General features: G+C 65.5%; 16 protein-coding genes and 3 pseudogenes. 13 read left to right on the forward strand and 6 right to left on the reverse strand.

Going from position 1 to position 21069, the window contains the following annotated elements; translation table 11 throughout:
- Positions 1 to 146 precede the first annotated feature (146 nt).
- Complete coding sequence (gene modA / locus G6N41_RS18310) at positions 147 to 911, forward strand: molybdate ABC transporter substrate-binding protein (RefSeq protein ID WP_198965321.1); 765 nt, start codon at positions 147 to 149, stop codon at positions 909 to 911.
- 9 nt (positions 912 to 920) lie between these two features.
- Positions 921 to 1715 carry an ABC transporter permease gene (locus G6N41_RS18315; RefSeq protein WP_198965322.1) on the forward strand — a complete coding sequence of 265 codons (795 nt, stop codon included), beginning with the start codon at positions 921 to 923 and terminating at the stop codon, positions 1713 to 1715.
- A gap of 12 nt (positions 1716 to 1727) precedes the next feature.
- On the opposite strand, the gene G6N41_RS18320 is transcribed toward G6N41_RS18315, so the two are convergent.
- Positions 1728 to 2561, reverse strand: a complete 834-nt coding sequence (locus G6N41_RS18320) for a class I SAM-dependent methyltransferase (protein WP_198965323.1) — start codon at positions 2559 to 2561, stop codon at positions 1728 to 1730.
- 189 nt (positions 2562 to 2750) lie between these two features.
- On the opposite strand from G6N41_RS18320, the gene G6N41_RS18325 reads away from it, so the two are divergent.
- From G6N41_RS18325 to G6N41_RS18350, 6 genes and pseudogenes are all read left to right on the forward strand, one after another.
- Positions 2751 to 4208: an NAD(P)/FAD-dependent oxidoreductase gene (locus G6N41_RS18325; protein WP_198965324.1), complete on the forward strand. Its 1458-nt coding sequence runs from the start codon at positions 2751 to 2753 to the stop codon at positions 4206 to 4208.
- Between the two features lie 11 nt (positions 4209 to 4219).
- Positions 4220 to 4405, forward strand: coding sequence for a hypothetical protein (locus tag G6N41_RS18330; protein WP_231608576.1), 186 nt, complete (start codon positions 4220 to 4222; stop codon positions 4403 to 4405).
- Between the two features lie 183 nt (positions 4406 to 4588).
- Complete coding sequence (locus G6N41_RS18335) at positions 4589 to 5710, forward strand: sulfate/molybdate ABC transporter ATP-binding protein (protein ID WP_036455911.1); 1122 nt, start codon at positions 4589 to 4591, stop codon at positions 5708 to 5710.
- A gap of 46 nt (positions 5711 to 5756) precedes the next feature.
- A pseudogene (locus tag G6N41_RS18340) lies at positions 5757 to 6630 on the forward strand (IS5 family transposase).
- Between the two features lie 60 nt (positions 6631 to 6690).
- Positions 6691 to 7565 (forward strand): annotated as a pseudogene (locus tag G6N41_RS18345) (IS5 family transposase).
- Positions 7566 to 7665: 100 nt separating this feature from the next.
- Positions 7666 to 8670 carry an alanine and proline-rich secreted protein Apa gene (locus G6N41_RS18350; protein ID WP_117423383.1) on the forward strand — a complete coding sequence of 335 codons (1005 nt, stop codon included), beginning with the start codon at positions 7666 to 7668 and terminating at the stop codon, positions 8668 to 8670.
- A gap of 49 nt (positions 8671 to 8719) precedes the next feature.
- Here G6N41_RS18350 and G6N41_RS18355 read toward each other — a convergent pair.
- Positions 8720 to 9591: pseudogene (locus G6N41_RS18355) on the reverse strand (IS5 family transposase).
- Between the two features lie 166 nt (positions 9592 to 9757).
- Between G6N41_RS18355 and G6N41_RS18360 the strand changes: the two are divergent.
- Together G6N41_RS18360 and G6N41_RS18365 are read left to right on the forward strand one after the other, a co-directional pair.
- On the forward strand, positions 9758 to 10054 hold the full coding sequence (locus G6N41_RS18360; protein WP_020728987.1) for a GlsB/YeaQ/YmgE family stress response membrane protein: 297 nt from the start codon (positions 9758 to 9760) through the stop codon (positions 10052 to 10054).
- Between the two features lie 65 nt (positions 10055 to 10119).
- Positions 10120 to 11148, forward strand: coding sequence for a zinc-binding alcohol dehydrogenase family protein (locus tag G6N41_RS18365; protein WP_198965326.1), 1029 nt, complete (start codon positions 10120 to 10122; stop codon positions 11146 to 11148).
- Positions 11149 to 11154: 6 nt separating this feature from the next.
- Here the strand turns inward: G6N41_RS18365 and G6N41_RS18370 are convergent, their stop codons facing one another.
- The 4 genes from G6N41_RS18370 to G6N41_RS18385 all read right to left on the reverse strand — a co-directional run bounded on the left by G6N41_RS18370 (position 11155) and on the right by G6N41_RS18385 (position 16238).
- Positions 11155 to 11877 (reverse strand): CPBP family intramembrane glutamic endopeptidase, encoded by a 723-nt coding sequence (locus G6N41_RS18370; protein WP_198965327.1) that lies wholly within the window; start codon positions 11875 to 11877, stop codon positions 11155 to 11157.
- A 339-nt stretch (positions 11878 to 12216) separates the two neighbouring features.
- Complete coding sequence (locus tag G6N41_RS18375) at positions 12217 to 12882, reverse strand: MOSC domain-containing protein (protein WP_198967912.1); 666 nt, start codon at positions 12880 to 12882, stop codon at positions 12217 to 12219.
- 50 nt (positions 12883 to 12932) lie between these two features.
- A complete protein-coding gene (locus G6N41_RS18380) occupies positions 12933 to 15335 on the reverse strand; it encodes a phosphoketolase family protein (protein WP_198965328.1) in 2403 nt (800 codons plus the stop codon).
- Positions 15336 to 15380: 45 nt separating this feature from the next.
- Positions 15381 to 16238, reverse strand: coding sequence for an SDR family oxidoreductase (locus tag G6N41_RS18385; protein WP_198965329.1), 858 nt, complete (start codon positions 16236 to 16238; stop codon positions 15381 to 15383).
- Between the two features lie 143 nt (positions 16239 to 16381).
- Here G6N41_RS18385 and G6N41_RS18390 point away from each other — a divergent pair, with 143 nt between their 5' ends.
- The 3 genes from G6N41_RS18390 (at position 16382) to G6N41_RS18400 (ending at position 21008) form a co-directional block, all read left to right on the forward strand.
- Complete coding sequence (locus tag G6N41_RS18390) at positions 16382 to 16891, forward strand: GNAT family N-acetyltransferase (RefSeq protein WP_198965330.1); 510 nt, start codon at positions 16382 to 16384, stop codon at positions 16889 to 16891.
- A gap of 102 nt (positions 16892 to 16993) precedes the next feature.
- Entirely contained in the window at positions 16994 to 19438 is a 2445-nt protein-coding gene (locus tag G6N41_RS18395) for a CaiB/BaiF CoA transferase family protein (RefSeq protein WP_198967913.1), read from the forward strand.
- Between the two features lie 85 nt (positions 19439 to 19523).
- Positions 19524 to 21008 (forward strand): acetyl-CoA acetyltransferase, encoded by a 1485-nt coding sequence (locus G6N41_RS18400; RefSeq protein WP_198965331.1) that lies wholly within the window; start codon positions 19524 to 19526, stop codon positions 21006 to 21008.
- The last annotated feature ends 61 nt before the right edge of the window (positions 21009 to 21069 follow it).

Below are 21069 nucleotides of genomic sequence, written 5' to 3' on the forward strand. Positions count from 1 at the left end.
ATCCGCACCCATGTTACTGGACAGTAGCAATTTGACGAAACTCCGCGCGGTCGCGCCGAGCAGATGATTTGGGTAACGATTCGTCAGCAACGGACCCGCCCGTTCTCGCTGGCATAAACCTCCGAGGTCGCTGCTAGGTTTGACCGGTGACTCGGGTCGGGATGCTGGCCGGTATGGTGTCGGCGCTGCTGGTCTGGGTGGTGGGCTGCGGTTCGCCGTCACGGCCGGCCGAAGGTGCTCGCTCAATCACGATTTTTGCCGCGGCATCGCTGAAGACCGCCTTCACCCAGATAGGTGAACGGTTCAAGACCGCCAACCCGGGCGTCGGTGTCGAGCTCGATTTCGCCGGTTCCTCCGAGTTGGCCACCCAACTCACCCAGGGCGCCACCGCGGACGTCTTCGCCTCAGCGGACACCGCTCAGATGGACACGGTCGCCAAAGCCGGTCTGCTCGCCGCGGATCCGACGAACTTCGCCTCCAACACACTGGTCATCGCCACCGCGCCGGGCAATCCGAAGCACGTCGGATCGTTCGCCGACCTCTCTCGATCGGATCTAACCGTTGTGGTCTGCCAGCAGCAGGTGCCCTGTGGCGCGGCCACGCAGCGCATCGAAGACGGCACCGGGGTCCACCTCAACCCGGTTAGTGAAGAACTCAGCGTTACCGATGTCCTCAACAAGGTCACGACCGGACAGTCCGACGCCGCGCTGGTCTACCTCACCGATGCGATGAGCGCGGGAAGCACGGTGAGCACTATCAAGTTTCCCCAGGCCGCACCCGCGGTGAACGTCTATCCCATCGCGGTGCTCAGCAACGCCCCCCAACCGGGGCTGGCACGTAAATTCGTCGACATGGTCACGGCCGAGACAGGACGCCGCATCCTGGATCGGTCTGGTTTCGCCAAGCCCTGACGAGCCGACATGCACGGACCAACGGAGCTGCCCCGCTGGGTTTACCTGCCCGCTACCGCGGGGATGGGTTTGGTGATTCTGCCGCTGGTCGCGATGGCGGCCAAGGTCGATTGGCCGAATTTCTGGTCCCTGATCACCAGCACGTCGTCTCGGACGGCACTCGTGCTGAGCTTGAAGACCGCCTCGGCGAGCACCGCGCTATGCGTACTCCTGGGCGTGCCGATGGCGCTGGTCCTGGCCCGTAGCCGGGCGCGGCTCATGCGGCTGATGCGGCCGCTGATCCTGCTGCCGCTGGTGCTGCCACCGGTAGTGGGGGGTATCGCGCTGCTCTACGCATTCGGCCGACATGGCCTGATCGGGCGTTACCTAGAGGCGGGCGGTATCACGATCGCGTTCAGCACGACGGCCGTGGTGCTGGCGCAGACGTTCGTCTCGCTGCCATTCCTGGTGGTATCGCTCGAGGGAGCGGCGCGCACCGCGGGCGCGGACTATGAAGTTGTCGCGGCGACGCTGGGAGCGCGGCCCAGCGTGGTCTGGTGGAAGGTCACGCTGCCGCTACTGATGCCGGGTCTGGTGTCCGGTGCTGTGCTCGCCTTCGCCCGGTCGCTGGGGGAGTTCGGCGCAACCTTGACTTTCGCCGGATCCCGCCAAGGTGTCACCCGCACGCTGCCGCTCGAGATCTACCTGCAGCGGGTGAATGATCCCGACGCGGCGATCGCATTGTCACTGCTGCTGGTCGCGGTGGCCACGCTGGTGGTTCTGAGCCTGGGGGCGCGCCGATTGACCGGCGGCCAGGCGGGGTAGCTTCGGGGTGGGTCAGCCGAACTCGAGCAGGACGTTGGCGCCGCGGAATGGCTTGATCGGCGGGAAACGCCACAGGGCGGGGTAGAGGGTCTTGAAGAACAGCCCGCGGCCTTCGGGCATCGGCATATCGTGCACCGCGCGGATTCCGGGCACGGTGTCGACCAGCCTCGCGAGCTGGTTCACCGACAGGCTGAATGGCATCGGCGGAACGCGGTAGCGCCTGGAGGCGCGCATACCCTTGGGGGCAACCCGCTTGACGATGGTGGGTGGCAGGTCGAAGAACATCTGTCCACCGGCAAAGCGCTTGGCGCACTGACTGATCAGCTCCATTGCCTGATTGGGCTGCAGGTACATCAGTAGACCTTCGGCGGTGATGAAGACGCCGGCGCGCGAGTCGACCTTGTCCATCCACGTGTAGTCCAAGGCGGACTGTGCGAGGTTGGTGACGCGCGCAGAATCCGGCAGCAGGCGCCGCCGCAGTTCCATTACGGGCTCCAGATCCAGCGATACCCAACGAAATTGCGTATCTGGTAGCGCATTGCTCACCCGCCAGAACCCGGTCTGAAAGCCCTCCGCGAGCGCCACCACGGTAGCCCCCGGATGCTTGGTGAGGTATGCGATCTCACACCGATCAACGGCCAGCGATCGCAACGCCATCTCTTGGCCGCGGCGTCCAAACTTCTCGAAGTCGAAATCGATGGATTCAACAAGTTTAATCGCCATCGGGTCATCGATGATCGGGTTCGGCTTGGCGGCTTGGTGAGCCCTGCCGTTGAGGGTCAGCAATGCGGTTTCAGAGACACCGCCCAGCATTCCGGCGTTCACGTTGTTATCTGAGTGACCCACCTACACAACTTATCCAAGCCGCGCCGGAGGACTCCATGCCGCGCGCGCAATGCGGGTGGCCCCAGATTGCGTCGGTGGCCGCACTGGACATCCGATCGTCGATGCCACTTAACAAAATACCCTAGGGGGTATAGAATGATGATCGGCTAGCTACCTCAGCTGTAGTTGAGTTCGATCAAGGAGCGACCAATGGCACGAGTCGTTATCCTCGGCGCGGGCATCGCGGGCCATACCGCCGCGTTGCACCTGCGCCGATGGCTTCCCCGCGCACACGAGATCGTCGTTATCTCTCCGAACGCCGACTGGAACTGGATTCCATCCAATATCTGGGTCGGCGTGGGGCGGATGGAACCGGCGAAGGTGTTGATTCCCCTCAAACCGATCTACCGGCGCAAAGGCATCGTCTTTCACCAGGCGCTGGCAACCGCTATCCGGCCCGAGGGCACCGGTGAACAGCAGACACCGTCGGTGGACTTCACGTACACCGAGGAAGGGCGACGCGGCGAGACCGGCAGCCTTAGCTACGACTATTTGATCAATGCGACGGGCCCTCAGCTGAATTTCGCGGCGACGCCGGGCCTCGGTCCCGAGGGGCACTCGTATTCGGTGTGTACTGCCGACCACGCCACCGAGGCCGCCAAGGCGCTCGACGGGGTCATCGCCAAGTTGCGGGCCGGCCAGCGGCAGCGCCTCGTTATCGGTGTCGGGCATGGCACCTGCACCTGCGAAGGGGCAGCGTTCGAGTACACCTTCAACGTCGAACATCGACTGCGCGCCGCCGGTGTGCGCGACTTGGCCGAGGTCATCTATCTGACCAATGAGTACGAGCTGGGTGATTTCGGGGTCGACGGCAGGAGATTCGTCGACAAGGGATTCATGCAGTCCAGCCGGCTGTGGACCGAATCGCTATTCCGCGAACGTGGCGTCAAGGCGATCACGCAGGCCCACGTGCACGAGGTGATGGACGGCAAGCTGCGCTACGAACAGCTCGACGGCAAAGAACACGATCTGGACTTTGACTTTGCGATGCTGCTGCCACCATTTAGGGGCGCCAGCCTGGCCGCCTACGACCGGGACGGCAACGACATCACGTCCACGTTGTTCGCGCCATCGGGCTTCCTCAAGGTCGACGCCGACTATTCGGGCAAGCCCTACGACGAGTGGACCGCCGAGGACTGGCCACACACCTACGAATCCGTGGCCTATCCGAACATCTTCGCGCCCGGCATCGCGTTCGCGCCGCCGCACCCAATCTCCAAACCGCGCAAGAGCGTTACCGGGACGGTGATCACCCCCAGCCCACCCCGAACCGGCATGCCGTCGGGCATCATGGCCAAGACCGTGGCCGAGACCATTCGCGATCGCATCACCAACAACGCCGCGAGTCCGGCCCACCAAGCCTCGATGGCGACCATGGGCGCCGCATGCATCGCCTCGGCCGGAACCGGACTGCGTGAGGGTTCGGCGGCCGCGATGACCATGTTTCCGGTCGTGCCCGACCCGGTGCGCTACCCGCAGACCGGCCGCGACATCAGCGGCACATCCGGTGAGCTTGGCCTGGCGGGGCACTGGATCAAGGTGCTGCTGCACTACCTGTTCATCTACAAGGCCAAGGCCAGGCCGTTCTGGTGGTTGATCCCTGAATGAAAGGCGCTTCCATGGACCTTACGGACGCGGACAAAAGCGGCTCAGACGTGGATGTCCGGACCGCCGAACGCATTGCCGACGCCTCACTACCCACCGGAGCCAAACTGCGCATGCGGCAGAATCTTCCGGTCCAGATATGGCGATTCGTCCGCATCAATCTGAAGATGATGCTAATCATCTTCAGCGGACACCACTAGCCGCTCGCGGCGACCGGCCATCGGTCATGCTCGCCGTCACTTAGGGTGTGAGCATGCGTCGTAGTGGTGGGCAAATCGGGTGCCCAGTGCCGACGGTATGGCGCGGATTTCGCGGGTCGTGACGTCAGGCGCAATTCGCAGAATTCAGGCGTGCACGGTGCCGCCGACGCGGGACGGCGCGGTGTGAGCGCGCTCGAGCTTCGCGCGGTCGTTGCGGACCGTCGTCTAGACGTCGAGTTCTCGGTGGCGGCGGGCGAGGTGCTGGCGATCCTGGGGCCCAACGGCGCCGGAAAGTCTTCCGTCTTACACGTCATCGCCGGGCTGGTTCGCCCTGACAACGGAGTGGTTCGTCTAGGCGAGCGGGTGCTGACCGATACCGCCGCGGGCATCGACGTGGCAACCCACGACCGCAAAGTCGGTTTGCTGCTGCAGGACCCGCTGCTGTTCCCGCACATGAGCGTGGGCGCCAACGTGGCGTTCGGTCCACATCACCGTCGCGGCACGTTGCGCTCCGGTCGCCGCCAACAACGCGAACCGGCACTGCGGTGGCTAGCCAAGGTGGGCGCCGAGCAGTTGGTAGATCGCCGGCCGCGACAGCTGTCCGGCGGCCAAGTCCAGCGCGTCGCCATCGCCCGGGCGCTGGCGGCCGAACCAGATGTGCTGCTGCTCGATGAGCCGCTGACCGGACTCGATGTCGCCGCGGCCGCGGCCATCCGGGCGGTGCTGCGCGCCGTGGTGGTCGACAGCGGATGCGCCGTAATTCTGATATCTCATGACCTGCTCGATGTATGCACACTGGCCGATCGGGTGCTGATTCTCGAGGCCGGCCGGATCTCCGAAATCGGCGCGGCCGCCGACGTACTGGCCGCGCCGCGCAGCAATTTCGGAGCTCGCATCGCGGGGGTCAACCTAGTCAGCGGCACCATCGGCCGTGACGGGTCCCTGCACACCCGCTTCGGTAGCCAATGGAGGGGAACACCGGCCCGAGACCTCAATGAAGCGCTCGACTTTGGGCAAGACGCCATCGCCGTGTTCCCGCCGACCGCGGTGGCAGTGCACCTCGAACCGCCGCACGGCAGCCCACGCAATACAGCCGAGGTGACCGTGGCAGACCTACAGACTCGTGGGCCGGCCGTGTTGGTGCGCAGTGAGGACCAGCCCGACGGCTTGCCCGGCCTGGCCGCGAGCATCACCGTCGACGCTGCCGCCGAGTTGAAGCTGACGCCCGGGGCGCGAGTGTGGTTCAGCGTCAAGGCTCATGAGGTGGCGTTACATCAAGCATTGCGCCGCCAGGTAGCCCGCTAGGGCGTGTCTGCTTAATGTGAATGGTGTTTTGGCTGATGCTGTTTGGGTGATGCGGACGCATGCGATTTCTGATGATTTGTGGTCGCTGATCGTGGCGGTGTTGCCTGCGGGGCGGCGGCGTGGCCGGCCGTGGAACGATCATCGACGTACTCTGGAGGGCATTATCTGGCGTTACCGTACGGGATCTCCGTGGCGTGACCTGCCCGAGCACTTCGGTCCCTGGCAATCGGTGGCCGAGAGGCATCTACGCTGGTCGGTCGATGGCATCTACGCGCGGATCTTCGCGGCGATCGCCTCTGACCTCGACGCCGAGGACGCCGACCTGGGCGCACTGTTGTCGGTCGATTCGACCAGTGTGCGCGCCCACCGACACGCAGCCGGAGCGCGCCCCGGGCGCCGCACAGGGGGATCTGTCGAATTACAAGAAATATCTCGATGAGCCCGATGACCACGCCATTGGGCGTTCCCGCGGCGGGCTGACTACCAAGATCCACGCCTTGACCGACCAGCTGTGCAGTCCGGTCACCCTGGCACTGTCGGCCGGTCAAGCCGGTGATAATCCGATGCTTTGGCCACTGCTGGCCGCCCGGTGCAGCAACTCATACGCCCCGTTTCACCTGCTGGCGGACAAGGCGTACTCCCATGACTCGACGCGGGCACAGCTGCGCCGGCTCAAGATCGCCCATACCATCCCCGAGCGCAGCGACCAGATCACCCGCCGCAAAGCCAAAGGCCGCAACAGAGGACGGCCTCCGGGGTTCTCAGGCCGAATCTACAAGCACCGCAACACCGTCGAGCGAAGCTTCAACCGGCTCAAACACTGGCGCGCGGTCGCCACCTGCTACGACAAATACGCCCTGACCTACCTCGGCGGTGTCACCCTGGCCGCCATCATCACCTACCACCGCGTCCGCAATTAGCAGACAGGACCTAGGGCGTGTCTGCTTAATGTGAATGGTGTTTTGGCTGATGCTGTTTGGGTGATGCGGACGCATGCGATTTCTGATGATTTGTGGTCGCTGATCGTGGCGGTGTTGCCTGCGGGGCGGCGGCGTGGCCGGCCGTGGAACGATCATCGACGTACTCTGGAGGGCATTATCTGGCGTTACCGTACGGGATCTCCGTGGCGTGACCTGCCCGAGCACTTCGGTCCCTGGCAATCGGTGGCCGAGAGGCATCTACGCTGGTCGGTCGATGGCATCTACGCGCGGATCTTCGCGGCGATCGCCTCTGACCTCGACGCCGAGGACGCCGACCTGGGCGCACTGTTGTCGGTCGATTCGACCAGTGTGCGCGCCCACCGACACGCAGCCGGAGCGCGCCCCGGGCGCCGCACAGGGGGGATCTGTCGAATTACAAGAAATATCTCGATGAGCCCGATGACCACGCCATTGGGCGTTCCCGCGGCGGGCTGACTACCAAGATCCACGCCTTGACCGACCAGCTGTGCAGTCCGGTCACCCTGGCACTGTCGGCCGGTCAAGCCGGTGATAATCCGATGCTTTGGCCACTGCTGGCCGCCCGGTGCAGCAACTCATACGCCCCGTTTCACCTGCTGGCGGACAAGGCGTACTCCCATGACTCGACGCGGGCACAGCTGCGCCGGCTCAAGATCGCCCATACCATCCCCGAGCGCAGCGACCAGATCACCCGCCGCAAAGCCAAAGGCCGCAACAGAGGACGGCCTCCGGGGTTCTCAGGCCGAATCTACAAGCACCGCAACACCGTCGAGCGAAGCTTCAACCGGCTCAAACACTGGCGCGCGGTCGCCACCTGCTACGACAAATACGCCCTGACCTACCTCAGCGGTGCCACCCTGGCCGCCATCATCACCTACCACCGCGTCCGCAATTAGCAGACAGGACCTAGGCGATTGCCACCGGGTCCGCCACGATCAGCGAAGACATGGGCAGGCCATCCTTGCTTCGCGGCCATAACACGGTAGGTTCGTCGCCATGCATGAGGTGGACCCCAACAAGCGACGTCGCCACGGACTCTGGACAACGCTAGCGCTCGCAGCGGTGAGCAGTGCCAGCGTTGTCTCCATTGCCCTTCCGGCGACCGCCAGCGCCGACCCGGCGCCTGCGCCGGCACCGTCGACCACCGCGGCGCCACCGGCGGATCCCAATGCCGCACCGCCACCAGCGGACCCCAACGCTTCGCCGCCTCCACCGGCAGACCCCAACGCGCCACCCCCACCACCTGCAGACCCCAACGCGCCACCCCCACCACCAGCTGACCCCAACGCCCCACCGCCACCGGTGGTTGACCCGAATGCACCGGAGCCCGGGCGGGTCAACAATGCGGTCGGTGGTTTCAGCTTCGTCGTTCCGGCGGGCTGGGTCGAATCCGACGCTTCGCACCTGGACTACGGGTCGGCGCTGCTGAGCAAGATGACGGGCGAGCCACCCATGCCAGGACAGGCCCCGCCAATTGCCAACGACACGCGAGTCGTGTTGGGGCGGTTGGACCAGAAGCTCTACGCCAGCGCTGAGGCCACCAATCCCAAGGCCGCCGTCCGGCTGGGATCGGATATGGGTGAGTTCTTCATGCCTTATCCCGGCACCCGGATCAATCAGGAAACCATTCCGCTCAACGCCAACGGGATAACCGGAAGCGCGTCGTACTACGAAGTGAAGTTCAGCGATGAGTCCAAGCCCAACGGACAGATCTGGACGGGCGTAGTCGGCACTCCCGCGGGCAGCACGCCCAACGAAGGACCGCCGCAGCGCTGGTTTGTGGTCTGGCTGGGAACCTCGAATGACCCCGTCGACAAGGGTGCGGCGAAGGTACTGGCGGAGTCGATCCGGCCGTGGATGCCACCACCGGCACCGGCACCTGCGCCGGGTGAGCCCGCGCCCCAACCGGGCGCGCCGGAACCCGTCCCCGCACCGGCTCCCGCGCCGGCCGCTGGGGTGGCTCCGACCGTCGCCCCAGCACCGCGAACACAACCGACCTGAGGCCGTACTGCCCCTGACAAGAATGTCCCCGCCAACTAGGTCCTGTCTGCTAATTGCGGACGCGGTGGTAGGTGATGATGGCGGCCAGGGTGACACCGCCGAGGTAGGTCAGGGCGTATTTGTCGTAGCAGGTGGCGACCGCGCGCCAGTGTTTGAGCCGGTTGAAGCTTCGCTCGACGGTGTTGCGGTGCTTGTAGATTCGGCCTGAGAACCCCGGAGGCCGTCCTCTGTTGCGGCCTTTGGCTTTGCGGCGGGTGATCTGGTCGCTGCGCTCGGGGATGGTATGGGCGATCTTGAGCCGGCGCAGCTGTGCCCGCGTCGAGTCATGGGAGTACGCCTTGTCCGCCAGCAGGTGAAACGGGGCGTATGAGTTGCTGCACCGGGCGGCCAGCAGTGGCCAAAGCATCGGATTATCACCGGCTTGACCGGCCGACAGTGCCAGGGTGACCGGACTGCACAGCTGGTCGGTCAAGGCGTGGATCTTGGTAGTCAGCCCGCCGCGGGAACGCCCAATGGCGTGGTCATCGGGCTCATCGAGATATTTCTTGTAATTCGACAGATCCCCCTGTGCGGCGCCCGGGGCGCTCCGGCTGCGTGTTGGTGGGCGCGCACACTGGTCGAATCGACCGACAACAGTGCGCCCAGGTCGGCGTCCTCGGCGTCGAGGTCAGAGGCGATCGCCGCGAAGATCCGCGCGTAGATGCCATCGACCGACCAGCGTAGATGCCTCTCGGCCACCGATTGCCAGGGACCGAAGTGCTCGGGCAGGTCACGCCACGGAGATCCCGTACGGTAACGCCAGATAATGCCCTCCAGAGTACGTCGATGATCGTTCCACGGCCGGCCACGCCGCCGCCCCGCAGGCAACACCGCCACGATCAGCGACCACAAATCATCAGAAATCGCATGCGTCCGCATCACCCAAACAGCATCAGCCAAAACACCATTCACATTAAGCAGACACGCCCTAGGCGGGGATATTCTTGGCTTCGCAGAATCGCATCCCCATCGTTACCCGAACGGGGTATACCGAGGTCACGGTCCGACACCGCAGTTGGACCTTGCCAGTGATTGCAAGGAGATCCCGATGGACGTTATGGCAGCTACCGAATTCCTGGCTCGCTCCACCACCTTGACCAGTGTCGGCTGGCTCGGCTACATCATCATCGGAGCGCTCGCCGGTTGGATTGCCGGCAAGATCGTCAAAGGCGGCGGATCCGGCATTGTGATGAATATCGTGATCGGCGTCGTCGGCGCGCTGATCGGTGGCTTCTTGCTGAGCTTCTTTGTCGACACCGCCGCCGGCGGCTGGTGGTTCACCTTGTTCACCGCGATCCTGGGCTCGGTGATCCTGCTCTGGATCGTGGGCAAGGCCCGCCACTAGCGCGTTGGATCCCTGGTGACGGTGGCGGGTCGAGCCTTCCCTAGCGGCAGCGTCATCATGGACTGATGGCCGCACCCGCGAGTACCCCGACGATGAGCGCATGGCAGGTGCGCCGGCCCGGTCCCATCGACACCGGCCCGCTGGAGCGGGTGAACGTCGAAGTACCAAGACCGGCGGCCTCCGAACTGCTCGTGGCGGTGCGAGCATGCGGCGTGTGCCGCACCGACCTCCACGTCACCGAGGGCGATCTGGCGGTGCACCGGGAGCGGGTGACGCCGGGACATGAGGTGGTCGGAGAGGTCGTAGAAGTAGGGGCCGAGGCCGGCGACGAGTTCGCCGTCGGCGACCGGGTGGGCATCGCCTGGCTGCGCCACACCTGCGGGGTGTGCAAGTACTGCCGCCGTGGCGATGAGAACCTGTGCCCGAAGTCCCTCTACACCGGATGGGACGCTGACGGGGGATACGCAGAATTCACCACCGTTCCCGCGGCGTTTGCCCACCATCTGCCCAGCGGCTACAGCGATAGCGAGCTGGCCCCACTGCTGTGCGCCGGCATCATCGGTTACCGCTCCCTGCTGCGGGCCGAACTACCACCCGGCGGCAGGTTGGGCCTGTATGGGTTCGGCGGCAGCGCGCACATCACCGCACAGGTCGCGCTGGCCCAGGGAGCCGAGGTGCATGTGATGACCCGTGGAGCCGAGGCGCGTGAGTTGGCACTCGAGCTTGGCGCCGCATCGGCTCAGGGGGCGGCCGACCCACCACCGGTACCGTTGGATGCCGCGATCCTGTTCGCCCCGGTAGGGGAGCTGGTGTTGCCGGCTCTGGCGGGCCTCGACCGTGGTGGCACCCTGGCGGTCGCCGGGATTCATCTCAGCGACATCCCGCCGCTGAACTATCAGCGTCACTTGTTCCAGGAACGTCAGATCAGGTCGGTGACGTCCAACACCCGCGGTGATGCCCGGGCTTTACTCAACTTTGCGGGCCAGTATCATATCGAGGTCACCACGCCCGAATACCCGCTCGGGCAGGCTGACCGCGCGCTCAGCGACCTCAGCGCGGGCCGCATCGCCGGCGCCGCGGTGTTGATCGTGTAACGAGGTTCAGCTCGACAGGTGCCAGACCACAGCGGCCGCCAGGGCACCCACGCCGTTCAGCGACCAATGCAGGGCGATCGGCGCGATCAAGCTTCCGCTGCGGCGGCGCAACCAGCTGAAGACGAAGCCGGCGGCCCCGGTGGCCAGGACCGCCAAGACGACGCCGGCGACCATCCCGACTATCCCGCCACCGAACAACCGGGTGAAACCGACGTTGCTACTGGTCAGTCCCAGCGACGTCGCGACGTGCCAAAGTCCGAACAACAATGATCCCGCCAGCGCCACCCCGCGAAATCCCCAAGCCCGATTCAGCGCCCCATGCAGCACCCCGCGGAAGGCGAGCTCCTCGGGGATGACCGTTTGCAGCGGGATGATCACCATAGAGGAAATCACGGCGCCAGAAACCGTCGCGTAGTGGTTGTTCATGAACATCGGCCGAGTCATCGGCAACAGCACACCTACCGAGATCACCAGGACCACCAGGCCAACCGCGGCCAGCGCGTAGAACATCCCAGATCTCCAGTGCTCCCGCCCCAACCCCAACTCGGCCCAGCCCAGACCTCTGCTACGCACCAGGATGACCAGCCCGACCGCGGCCGCCGGGACGGTCGCGATGCTCGCCCACGGCGTGGTGAAGTGCGCAATAAGATTTGTCAGCACCAACACCACCACAACAACCGCGACATCAAGGTGGATACGCAACCTGTGCAGCGCGGAAAGCTGCGTCATTAGCGCATCCGGGTGAGGGGCCGTCGTCGCATGGTCACGCATGCCGACCGATTCTACCTGCGGGGCGGTCGTCCACCTCCGTTTTTCGTCGGTGCCAGCGGTACCGGCCAACTGCAGGCAAGGGCAACCGGGGCGGCCGCGAGATGCGGCCGCCCGCTCGTCTCCTCGGCCCACATCACCGAAAGGGCAGACAACCCTTACAAACTCGGCGGGGCCAACAGTAGCTCGAAAGGATCGGGCCGCCCCGTGGCGCCGTGCTCACCGGTGATTCCTTGCTGTCGTATGCGCACCGACGCACGTCGAGTGTCTACTTGCTCACAGTCGCCGAGGCCGACGCGCTCAGCCAGTGTTGGATGCCAGCCGACGGCGCACATCCGCCTTGATTTCGGCCGGCAGCGCATCTGCCGCCAGCAGCTTGGGAAGCAGGTCGGGTTCAGCCATCCGAGCACGAAATACCAGCCCAATGGTCACGTCGTGATCAGGCCGGTGGTCGACGGTGATCGTGTCGCCGGCGCGCACCGTTCCGGGCGAGATCACCCGTAGGTAGGCGCCGGGCTTGCCGGCCTGGGTGAAGGTCTTGATCCATTGCTTCAGATTCAAGAACGCCGCGAACGTGCGGCACGGGACCCGCGGCGCGGAGACTTCCAGCACCAAGCCGTCGGCGCCGATACGCCAGTGTTCCCCGATCCGCGCGCCAGTGACGTCGAGACCCGAGGTCGTCAGATTTTCGCCGAAGATTCCGTTGGTGAGGGTGCGCTGCAGTTGCGCCTCCCACGCGTCAAGGTCTTCTCGCGAGTGGGCGTACACCGCCTGATCGTCACCCCCATGGAAGTTGTGATTGCCGATGGTGTCCCCGACCAGACCGCTCCCCAGGCCCCCCTGCATGGGCCCGGGGGCACGGACCATTACCGCCTCATCCGCCGCCACTTTGTCGATACCCGTCATTTCCGACGTCGAACGCACGTCGGGATTCGCCCGGGTACGAGCCAAGTTGACTGTCAACACATGCGCCACCCACACAGGCTAGCGCCGAAGCATGGGTCGCCTCGCTCCCATCACTCGCCAAGCTCATTCTGCTCGCTCGGCTCCCAGGCCCAACCCGCAATTCGCGGGTCGTCCTCACCATGCTCACGCGTGTACTGGCGCGCTGCCAGGCGCGCATCGGCCATCCGCTGCCGCAGCACCGCAGCCCGGCTGGACAGGCCCTCCACCCGGTCGATGACGTCGATCACCAGGTGGAAGCGATCCAGGTTATTGAGCATCACCATGTCGAACGGCGTAGTCGTGGTGCCTCGCTCCTTGAACCCGCGCACATGGATGCGGGCATGGTTGGCACGACGGTAAGCAAGGCGGTGGATCAGCCATGGATAGCCGTGGTAGGCGAAAATGACCGCCTTGTCGCGGGTGAACAGCGCATCGAACTCGCGGTCCGGCAAGCCGTGGGGGTGCTCGGACTCCGGCTGCAAACGCATGATGTCGACGACGTTGACCACCCGGACACCCAGGTCGGGCAGTTCGCGACGCAGGATATCGGCGGCCGCCAGTGTCTCTAACGTCGGAATGTCTCCCGCGCAGGCCAGCACCACGTCGGGCTCGCCGCTGGCCGTACTCGCCCACTGCCAGATGCCCAGTCCCCGGGTGCAGTGCGCGATGGCCTCGTCCATATCCAGATAAGCCAGCGCGGGCTGCTTGCCGGCGACGATGACGTTGACGTAGTTGCGGCTACGCAGGCAGTGGTCGGCAACCGAAAGCAAGGTGTTCCCGTCCGGCGGCAAGTAGACCCGGACCACCTCCGGACGCTTGTTGGCGACCAGGTCGATGAACCCGGGATCCTGATGGGAAGCGCCGTTGTGGTCCTGCCGCCACACGTGGGAACTCAGCAGGTAGTTCAGCGATGCGATCGGCCGCCGCCACGGCAGCTCCCGGCTGGTGGAAAGCCATTTCGTGTGCTGATTGAACATCGAGTCGACGATATGCACGAAGGCCTCGTAGCAATCGAACATGCCGTGGCGGCCGGTCAGTAGATAACCTTCCAGCCAGCCCTGGCACAGATGTTCTGACAGCACCTCCATCACGCGGCCTTCGGCCGAGAGGTGGTCGTCATCGCCCGTGGTCTCCGACAGCCAGGTTCGGCCGGTTGCCTCGAATACGGCGCTGAGGCGATTCGACGCCGTCTCATCCGGACCCACCAGACGGAATCGATCCGGATTTCGCCTGATCACATCGCGCAGAAATGTCCCGAGTACCCGAGTGGCTTCGTGGATTTCGGTGCCCGGGCTATTGACCTGCACCGCGTAGTCGCGGAAGTCGGGCAGATCGAGGTCACGCAACAAGAGCCCGCCGTTGGCGTGCGGGTTGGGGCTCATCCGTCGATTGCCGCTGGGAGCCATCGCCCGCAGCTGCGCTCGCAACTTGCCGTGATCCTCGAACAGCTCGTGGGGCCGGTAACTGCGCAGCCATTCTTCAAGTTGGTCACGGTGCTGCGCGTTGTCGTGGGTGTCAGCTAGCGGAACCTGATGGGATCGCCAGGTGCCCTCGACCTTCTTGCCGTCGACGACTTTTGGCCCCGTCCAGCCCTTGGGGGTGCGTAGCACGATCATTGGCCATACCGGGCGCTTGATATCGCCGCCGGTGCGGGCGGCGAGCTGAATCGCGGCGATCTCGTCGAACGCCTCGTCGAGCGCGCCGGCCAGCTGCTGGTGCACGCGGGGCGGATCATCGCCGGCCACCGTTATGGGCCGGTAGCCGTAGCCGCGCAACAGCGATTCGAGCTCGTCATGCGGAATGCGGGCCAGCACGGTCGGATTGGCTATCTTGTAGCCGTTGAGATGCAAGATCAGCAGCACCGCCCCGTCGATGGCGGGGTTGAGGAACTTGTTCGAATGCCAGCTTGTCGCCAGTGGACCGGTCTCGGCTTCACCGTCACCGACCACGCAGGCGACCATCAGGTCGGGGTTGTCGAAGGCCGCGCCGTAGGCATGCACCAGCGCGTAGCCGAGCTCGCCGCCCTCATGAATGGACCCGGGCGTCTGCGCCGCGACATGGCTGGGAATCCCGCCCGGAAAGGAAAACTGGCGAAACAGCCGCCGCATTCCGTCGGTGTTCTCCGCGATGGCGCTGTACACCTCGCTGTAGGTGCCTTCCAAGTACGCATTGGCCACCTGTCCGGGCCCCCCGTGGCCGGGCCCGGTGACGTAGATGACGTTGGCGTCGCGCTCGCGAATTATCCGGTTCAGGTGCGCGTAAATCAGATTGAGGCCGGGGGTGGTGCCCCAGTGACCCAGCAGCCGGGGTTTGACGTGCGCGGGCACCAGCGGTTCGGCCAACAGTGGATTGTCCAGCAGATAGATCTGGCCGACCGACAGGTAGTTGGCGGCGCGCCAATAGGCGTCAATGAGGGCCAGGTCGTCGTCGGACAGGGGAGCGGGTTCGCTGGTGGCACGATTTTCTGGGCTCATCTCATCGATTGTGCGTGCCGTCGATGAACAACCCGTTGACGGCGCTCAGCTTTCTCCGGTTTCGCCGCGGGCCCGGGCCTCGTAGGCCTCGCGCTTGGCGGCGTCGACGTCGTCGGTGAAGACATGCTCACCCCCGAGGAGTCGGTTGAGACCTTCGGACAGCCAGCGGGGAAGGTACTTCTGCGAGGCGATCATGGCGCCGGCCGCTTTGGTGACCCGCACGCGAGGCTTGGGATTGGCCACCAGCGCGACGATTGCGTCGGCGATGTCAGAGGGCTCAGCGTTTTTGAACCCTTTCATCCCCGGCGTCCCCGACGCGAGTTCGGTGTTGACGAAGGTCGGCAACACCATGGAGAACTTCACCCCGGTGGTGCGGTATTCGATCCTGGCGGCATCGGTGAATGCGATCACCGCGTGCTTGCTTGCGCAATAGGTGGCCAGGCCCACCACGTAGATCTCGCCGGCCAGCGATGCAACGTTGATGACGTGGCCCCGCCCGCGGGGAACCATTCGCTGAGCCGCAAGCTTGCTGCCCACCATGACGCCGTAGACATTGATGTCCAGAATGCGCCGGGTCACCGAATCCGGCTCGTCGACAATCCGCCCGACCGGCATGATGCCGGCATTGTTCACCAGCACGTCGAGTGGGCCGAGTTGGCGCTCGACTTGATCGAGGAAGTCCGAGGAGGAATTTGGGTCGGTGACATCGAGTTTGCCGTACACCTCGAGGCCGAGGTCGGCGCCGGCTTCCTTCACAGCGGGTTCGTCAACGTCGCCGATCGCGACTTTGGCACCCAGCTTGTGCAGCGCGGTCGCGGTTGCCAGCCCGATTCCCCGTGCACCGCCGGTGATCACGATGACTTTGTCCCGGACCCTGACGCCGATAGTTGTCGAATATGCCATTTCGCCCTCCCCGACTTTGACGGGTGTCAACTAGTCGACCCGCCAAGCACAGCACTGACGGCTCCGCTGCGCAAATGGCCCTGGTGATGGGCGCGCACGCCGATTGAATGGCCATAGCGGCAGACAGTCTCGATACTGCAACCATGATCGAGGTCCGCGCAGCCACCCCGGAGGGTGCCTATGACGTGGCCCGGGTGCATGTGCGTTCGTGGCAGTGGGCATTCCGGGGACTGATTTCCCAGGATTACCTCGACAATCTCAGCCCGCAAGACTGGGTCGACCGCTACACCGTTGGCCGGATGGGGTTGCGGCTACCCTCCACCCAGGTGGCGTTCGACGGTTCGGCGATCCGCGGCCTGGCCACCAACGGTCTATCCCGCGACACGGAGCTGTCGAACTTCGGTGAGCTCCGGGCGATCTATGTCGATCCCGAGCATGTCTGCACCGGCGTCGGACGGTTGCTCATGACTGCCGCCCGAGAACGGCTGCGGCGGGTTGGCGTCACCGCAGCCGTGTTATGGGGCCTGGATGGCAATGCCCGCGCTCGGCGCTTCTATGAACGCGATGGATGGAATTTCGACGGCACGCGTCGCACCGAGATCATCGGCGACACCCCGGTCGATCAAATGCGCTACCGCTGCTCACTGACCTAGCCGCCCGGCGCGGGATCATCGACTGGCCGAGGCCGCACCGATGCGCTTGGCCGGTCGGCGGTCCGTTTGGTGCGGAGCCCGCTGCCACCGGGCGGCTACGGTATGCAAATGGCCGACCAGCTGCTCGCCGCGGTGCGCGTCCTGGACTTGTCCGGCGGTACCGCCGACACGGTCACGCGCCTGCTCGCCGCCCTCGGCGCCGACGTCCTCAAGGTGGAGCCGCCCGGCGGGAGCCCCGGACGTAACCAGGCGCCCACGCTGGCGGGCGCCAGCATTCCGTTCGCCGTGCACAACGCCAACAAGCGCAGCGTGGTGCTGGACCCCAACGACGCAGCCGACCGGGCACGGCTGCTCGAGCTGGCCGCCGGCGCCGACATCCTCGTCGACAGCGGTCTGCCGGGGCAGGCCGGCAGCTACGGCACATCGTGTGTGGAGCTAGCCGATCGCTGCCCCCATCTGGTGGCGCTGTCGTTCACCGACTTCGGTGCATCGGGTCCGCGATCGTCGTGGCGGGCAACCGACGCGGTGCTCTACGCGATGTCGGGATCGCTATCACGGTCAGGGCCCACCACCGGCACCCCGGTATTGCCGCCAGATGGCATCGCTTCGGCGACAGCCGCGGTCCAGGCGACCTGGTCGGTGCTCGCCGCCTACTACAACAAATTGCGTTGCGGTACCGGCGATTACATCGACTTCTCGCGCTTCGATGCGGTGGTGATGGCTCTTGACCCGGCATTCGGGGCACACAGGCAGGTCGCGGCCGGCATCCGAAGCAGTGCGCGGTGGCGGGGACGCCCGAAAAACCAGGACGCCTACCCGACCTACCCGTGCCAGGACGGGTACGTGCGATTGTGCGTGATGGCGCCGCGCCAGTGGCGCGGCCTACGCCGCTGGCTGGGGGAACCACCAGAGTTTCAGGATCCCAAGTACGACGTGATCGGTGCTCGTTTCGCGGCCTGGCCGCAGATCAGTGAGTTGGTTGCGGCGCTGTTTGCCCCCCACACGATGAAGGAGCTGGTGGCTGCCGGCCAAGCCCACGGGGTCCCGATTGCGGCCGTCCTCACACCGTCGCGGATTCTGGCCTCCGAACACTTCCAGGCGGTGGGAGCCATCACCGAGGCCGAACTGGTCCCCGGGGTGCATACCAAGGTCCCCACCGGATACTTCGTGGTCAACGAGCAGCGGGCGGGGTTTCACACTCCCGCACCCGCCGTGGGCCAAGACCAGCCGCGCTGGCTGGCCGACCCAGCTCCTGAGCTTGCGAGCACGGCCAGCGTGGGGGGCTACCCGCTCGAAGGGCTGCGGATTCTCGATCTGGGCATCATCGTCGCGGGGGGCGAGCTGAGCCGGCTGTTCGGAGACCTGGGCGCCGAGGCCATCAAGGTCGAAAGCGCCGACTACCCCGACGGGCTACGACAGGCCCGTGCCGGTGACGCGATGAGTGAGTCGTTTGCCTGGACGCACCGTAATCATCGTGCGCTCGGCCTCGACCTGCGCAGCCCCGAGGGCAAGCAAATTTTCGGTCGCCTGGTCGCCGCGGCCGACGCCGTGTTCGCCAACTTCAAGCCGGGCACCCTGACCTCGCTGGGCTTCAATTACGCCAACCTCCATGCCCTCAACCCGCACATCGTGCTCGCCGGCAGCAGCGCGTTCGGTAATCGCGGCCCCTGGAGTACCCGGCTGGGATACGGCCCGTTGGTGCGAGCCACCACCGGCGTGACCCGGGTGTGGACATCCGAAGACGCCGCTACCGACGGTTCCCGGCATGCCTTCTACGACGCCACGACAATTTTCCCCGACCACGTTGTCGGGCGAATCGTCGCCGTCCTGGCGCTGGCCGCGCTGATCCACCGTCACCGCACCGGTGCCGGAGCCCACGTACACATCTCGCAAGCCGAAGTTGTGGTCAATCAGCTCGACACCCTGTTCGTCACCGAGGCCGCACTGGCCGCCGGCATCGCCGAAGTCCGCAATGACCTCAGTGTGCACGCGGTATGCCCCTGCGGCGGTGACGACGAGTGGTGCGTCGTCACCATCTGCTCGGACAACGAATGGCGCTGTGCGGCGAAGCTGATCGACCAACCCGAACTGGCCGATGACCCGCGCTTCGCCTCGGCCGAGTCGCGCATGGCCAATCGCGCCGAATTGGTCGCAGTCGTGTCGGCCTGGACCGCCGACCACACCCCATTCGAGGCGGCCCAGGCGCTGCAGGCGGCAGGGATTGCAGCGGGCCCGATGAACCGCCCGCCGGACCTTCTGGAAGACCCGCAACTAATCGCGCGAAACCTGTTCCGCGACATGACCCATCCGCTCATCGCGCGCCCGCTGCCCGCGGAGACCGGCCCGGCGCCGTTTCGCCATATCCCGCAGTCACCACAACGCCCCGCGCCGCACCCGGGTCAGGACACCCGAGAGATCTGCGCTGAGCTGCTGGACATGAGCCCGGAAGAAATCGAGTTCCTGATCACCGAAGGCGTGCTGTTCGCCCCGTCGGCTAACTCCGAGCAGCTGGCCACCGAACAGCAGCGCTCCGGGGAAAGCCGGTGACGCCTTCGCCCGCTCGATTGCGCCGCCGGCCCGAGGTCGAGCGCGACGTGCGGTGGCCGGCGAGGGTCGGCGCTAGGTTCGATTCATGGCCGTAGACCCCCGCACGCCGGTGCTGATCGGCTACGGCCAGGTCAACTACCGCGATGAAATCGACCCCACCATGCCGTCGGTCGAGCCTGTCGATCTGATGCTCGCCGCGGCGCAGCAGGCGGCCGATTCCCGGGTGCTCGCGGCCGTTGACTCCATTCGCGTGGTCCGCGTGCTCTCGGCGCACTACCGCAATCCCGGCCAGTTGCTCGGCGAGCGGCTGCAGGCCAGTGGTTTCACCACCAGCTACAGCAGCGTCGGCGGCAACACACCGCAGTCTCTGGTCAGCCAGGCGTGCCTGGACGTACAGCGGGGTCGAGCCGGGGTGGTGTTGATCGCCGGCGCCGAGACGTGGCGGACCAGGACCGGTCTGAAGTCCAAGGGCGCCCGACTGACCTGGACGCTTCAGGACGAATCCGTTCCGCTGCCACGGGTCGCCGGCCAGGATGTGCCGATGGCCGGCGAGAGCGAAATCAGAATCAAGCTGGATCGGCCTGCCTACGTCTATCCGATGTTCGAGCAGGCGCTACGCATCGCCAACGGCGAGTCAATCGAGGACCACCGCAGCAGAGTCGGCCGACTGTGGGCGGGGTTCAACGCGGTCGCGGTGGATAACCCGCACGCCTGGATCCGCACCCCGATGACCGCCGAACAGATTTGTCGGCCCGGCCCGCAGAACCGGATGATCAGCTGGCCCTACACCAAGCTGATGAACTCCAACAACATGGTTGACCAGGGCGCCGCCCTGATCCTCACGTCGGTCAAACAGGCGACACGACTGCGGGTGCCCACCGAACGCTGGGTCTACCCGCAGACCGGGACCGAGGCGCACGACACCTTCTCGATTGCCGAGCGCGCCGAGCTGCACCAGTCGCCGGCCATCCGAATTGCCGGGGCACGCGCGTTGGAACTCGCCGGTCTGGGCATCGACGATGCCGACTACGTCGACCTGTACTCGTGTTTCCCGTCCGCGGTGCAGGTTGCCGCACACGAACTCGGGCTGCCCGTCGACGATGCCGACCGGCCGTTGACCGTCACCGGCGGACTGACCTTTGCCGGGGGCCCGTGGAACAACTACGTCACACATTCGATTGCCACCATGGCCGAGTTATTGGCGGCCAACCCCGGCCGGCGCGGGCTCATCACCGCCAACGGCGGCTACCTGACCAAGCACAGCATCGGCGTGTACGGCACCGAGCCACCCGCGGAGTTCCGCTGGGAAGACGTGCAACCGCTGGTGGACCGCGAGCCCACCCGGGCCGCCCTGGTCGGATGGTACGGCGTCGGCGCCGTCGAGGCCTGGACAACGCCCTTCACCAGAGACGGGCAGCCCGAGAAGGCCTTCGTCGCCGTGCGCACACCCACCGGGGCGCGTACCTTAGGCGTGATCACCGATCCCACATCGGCCAATGCCACCGTGCATGAGGACATCGCCGGGGCAAAGGTTGCCATCGCTGCCGATGGCAACGCGACATTGCGGTAACCGGCCGCACCGGTAATAGCGGGTGCATCGAGCACCGAAGTGTCACGGTCGAGACTCAAGT

This window comes from Mycobacterium shottsii, from assembly GCF_010728525.1.
In the GTDB taxonomy this organism is placed as follows: domain Bacteria; phylum Actinomycetota; class Actinomycetes; order Mycobacteriales; family Mycobacteriaceae; genus Mycobacterium; species Mycobacterium marinum.

Excerpts from the sequence above, each read along its gene's own strand:
- G6N41_RS18315 (WP_198965322.1), top strand. The coding sequence starts at position 921 with ATGCACGGACCAACGGAGCTGCCCCGCTGGGTTTACCTGCCCGCTACC.
- G6N41_RS18325 (WP_198965324.1), top strand. The coding sequence starts at position 2,751 with ATGGCACGAGTCGTTATCCTCGGCGCGGGCATCGCGGGCCATACCGCC.
- G6N41_RS18330 (WP_231608576.1), top strand. The coding sequence starts at position 4,220 with ATGGACCTTACGGACGCGGACAAAAGCGGCTCAGACGTGGATGTCCGG.
- G6N41_RS18350 (WP_117423383.1), top strand. The coding sequence starts at position 7,666 with ATGCATGAGGTGGACCCCAACAAGCGACGTCGCCACGGACTCTGGACA.
- G6N41_RS18360 (WP_020728987.1), top strand. The coding sequence starts at position 9,758 with ATGGACGTTATGGCAGCTACCGAATTCCTGGCTCGCTCCACCACCTTG.
- G6N41_RS18365 (WP_198965326.1), top strand. The coding sequence starts at position 10,120 with ATGGCCGCACCCGCGAGTACCCCGACGATGAGCGCATGGCAGGTGCGC.
- G6N41_RS18370 (WP_198965327.1), bottom strand. The coding sequence starts at position 11,877 with ATGACGCAGCTTTCCGCGCTGCACAGGTTGCGTATCCACCTTGATGTC.
- G6N41_RS18380 (WP_198965328.1), bottom strand. The coding sequence starts at position 15,335 with ATGAGCCCAGAAAATCGTGCCACCAGCGAACCCGCTCCCCTGTCCGAC.
- G6N41_RS18385 (WP_198965329.1), bottom strand. The coding sequence starts at position 16,238 with ATGGCATATTCGACAACTATCGGCGTCAGGGTCCGGGACAAAGTCATC.
- G6N41_RS18390 (WP_198965330.1), top strand. The coding sequence starts at position 16,382 with ATGATCGAGGTCCGCGCAGCCACCCCGGAGGGTGCCTATGACGTGGCC.
- G6N41_RS18395 (WP_198967913.1), top strand. The coding sequence starts at position 16,994 with ATGCAAATGGCCGACCAGCTGCTCGCCGCGGTGCGCGTCCTGGACTTG.
- G6N41_RS18400 (WP_198965331.1), top strand. The coding sequence starts at position 19,524 with ATGGCCGTAGACCCCCGCACGCCGGTGCTGATCGGCTACGGCCAGGTC.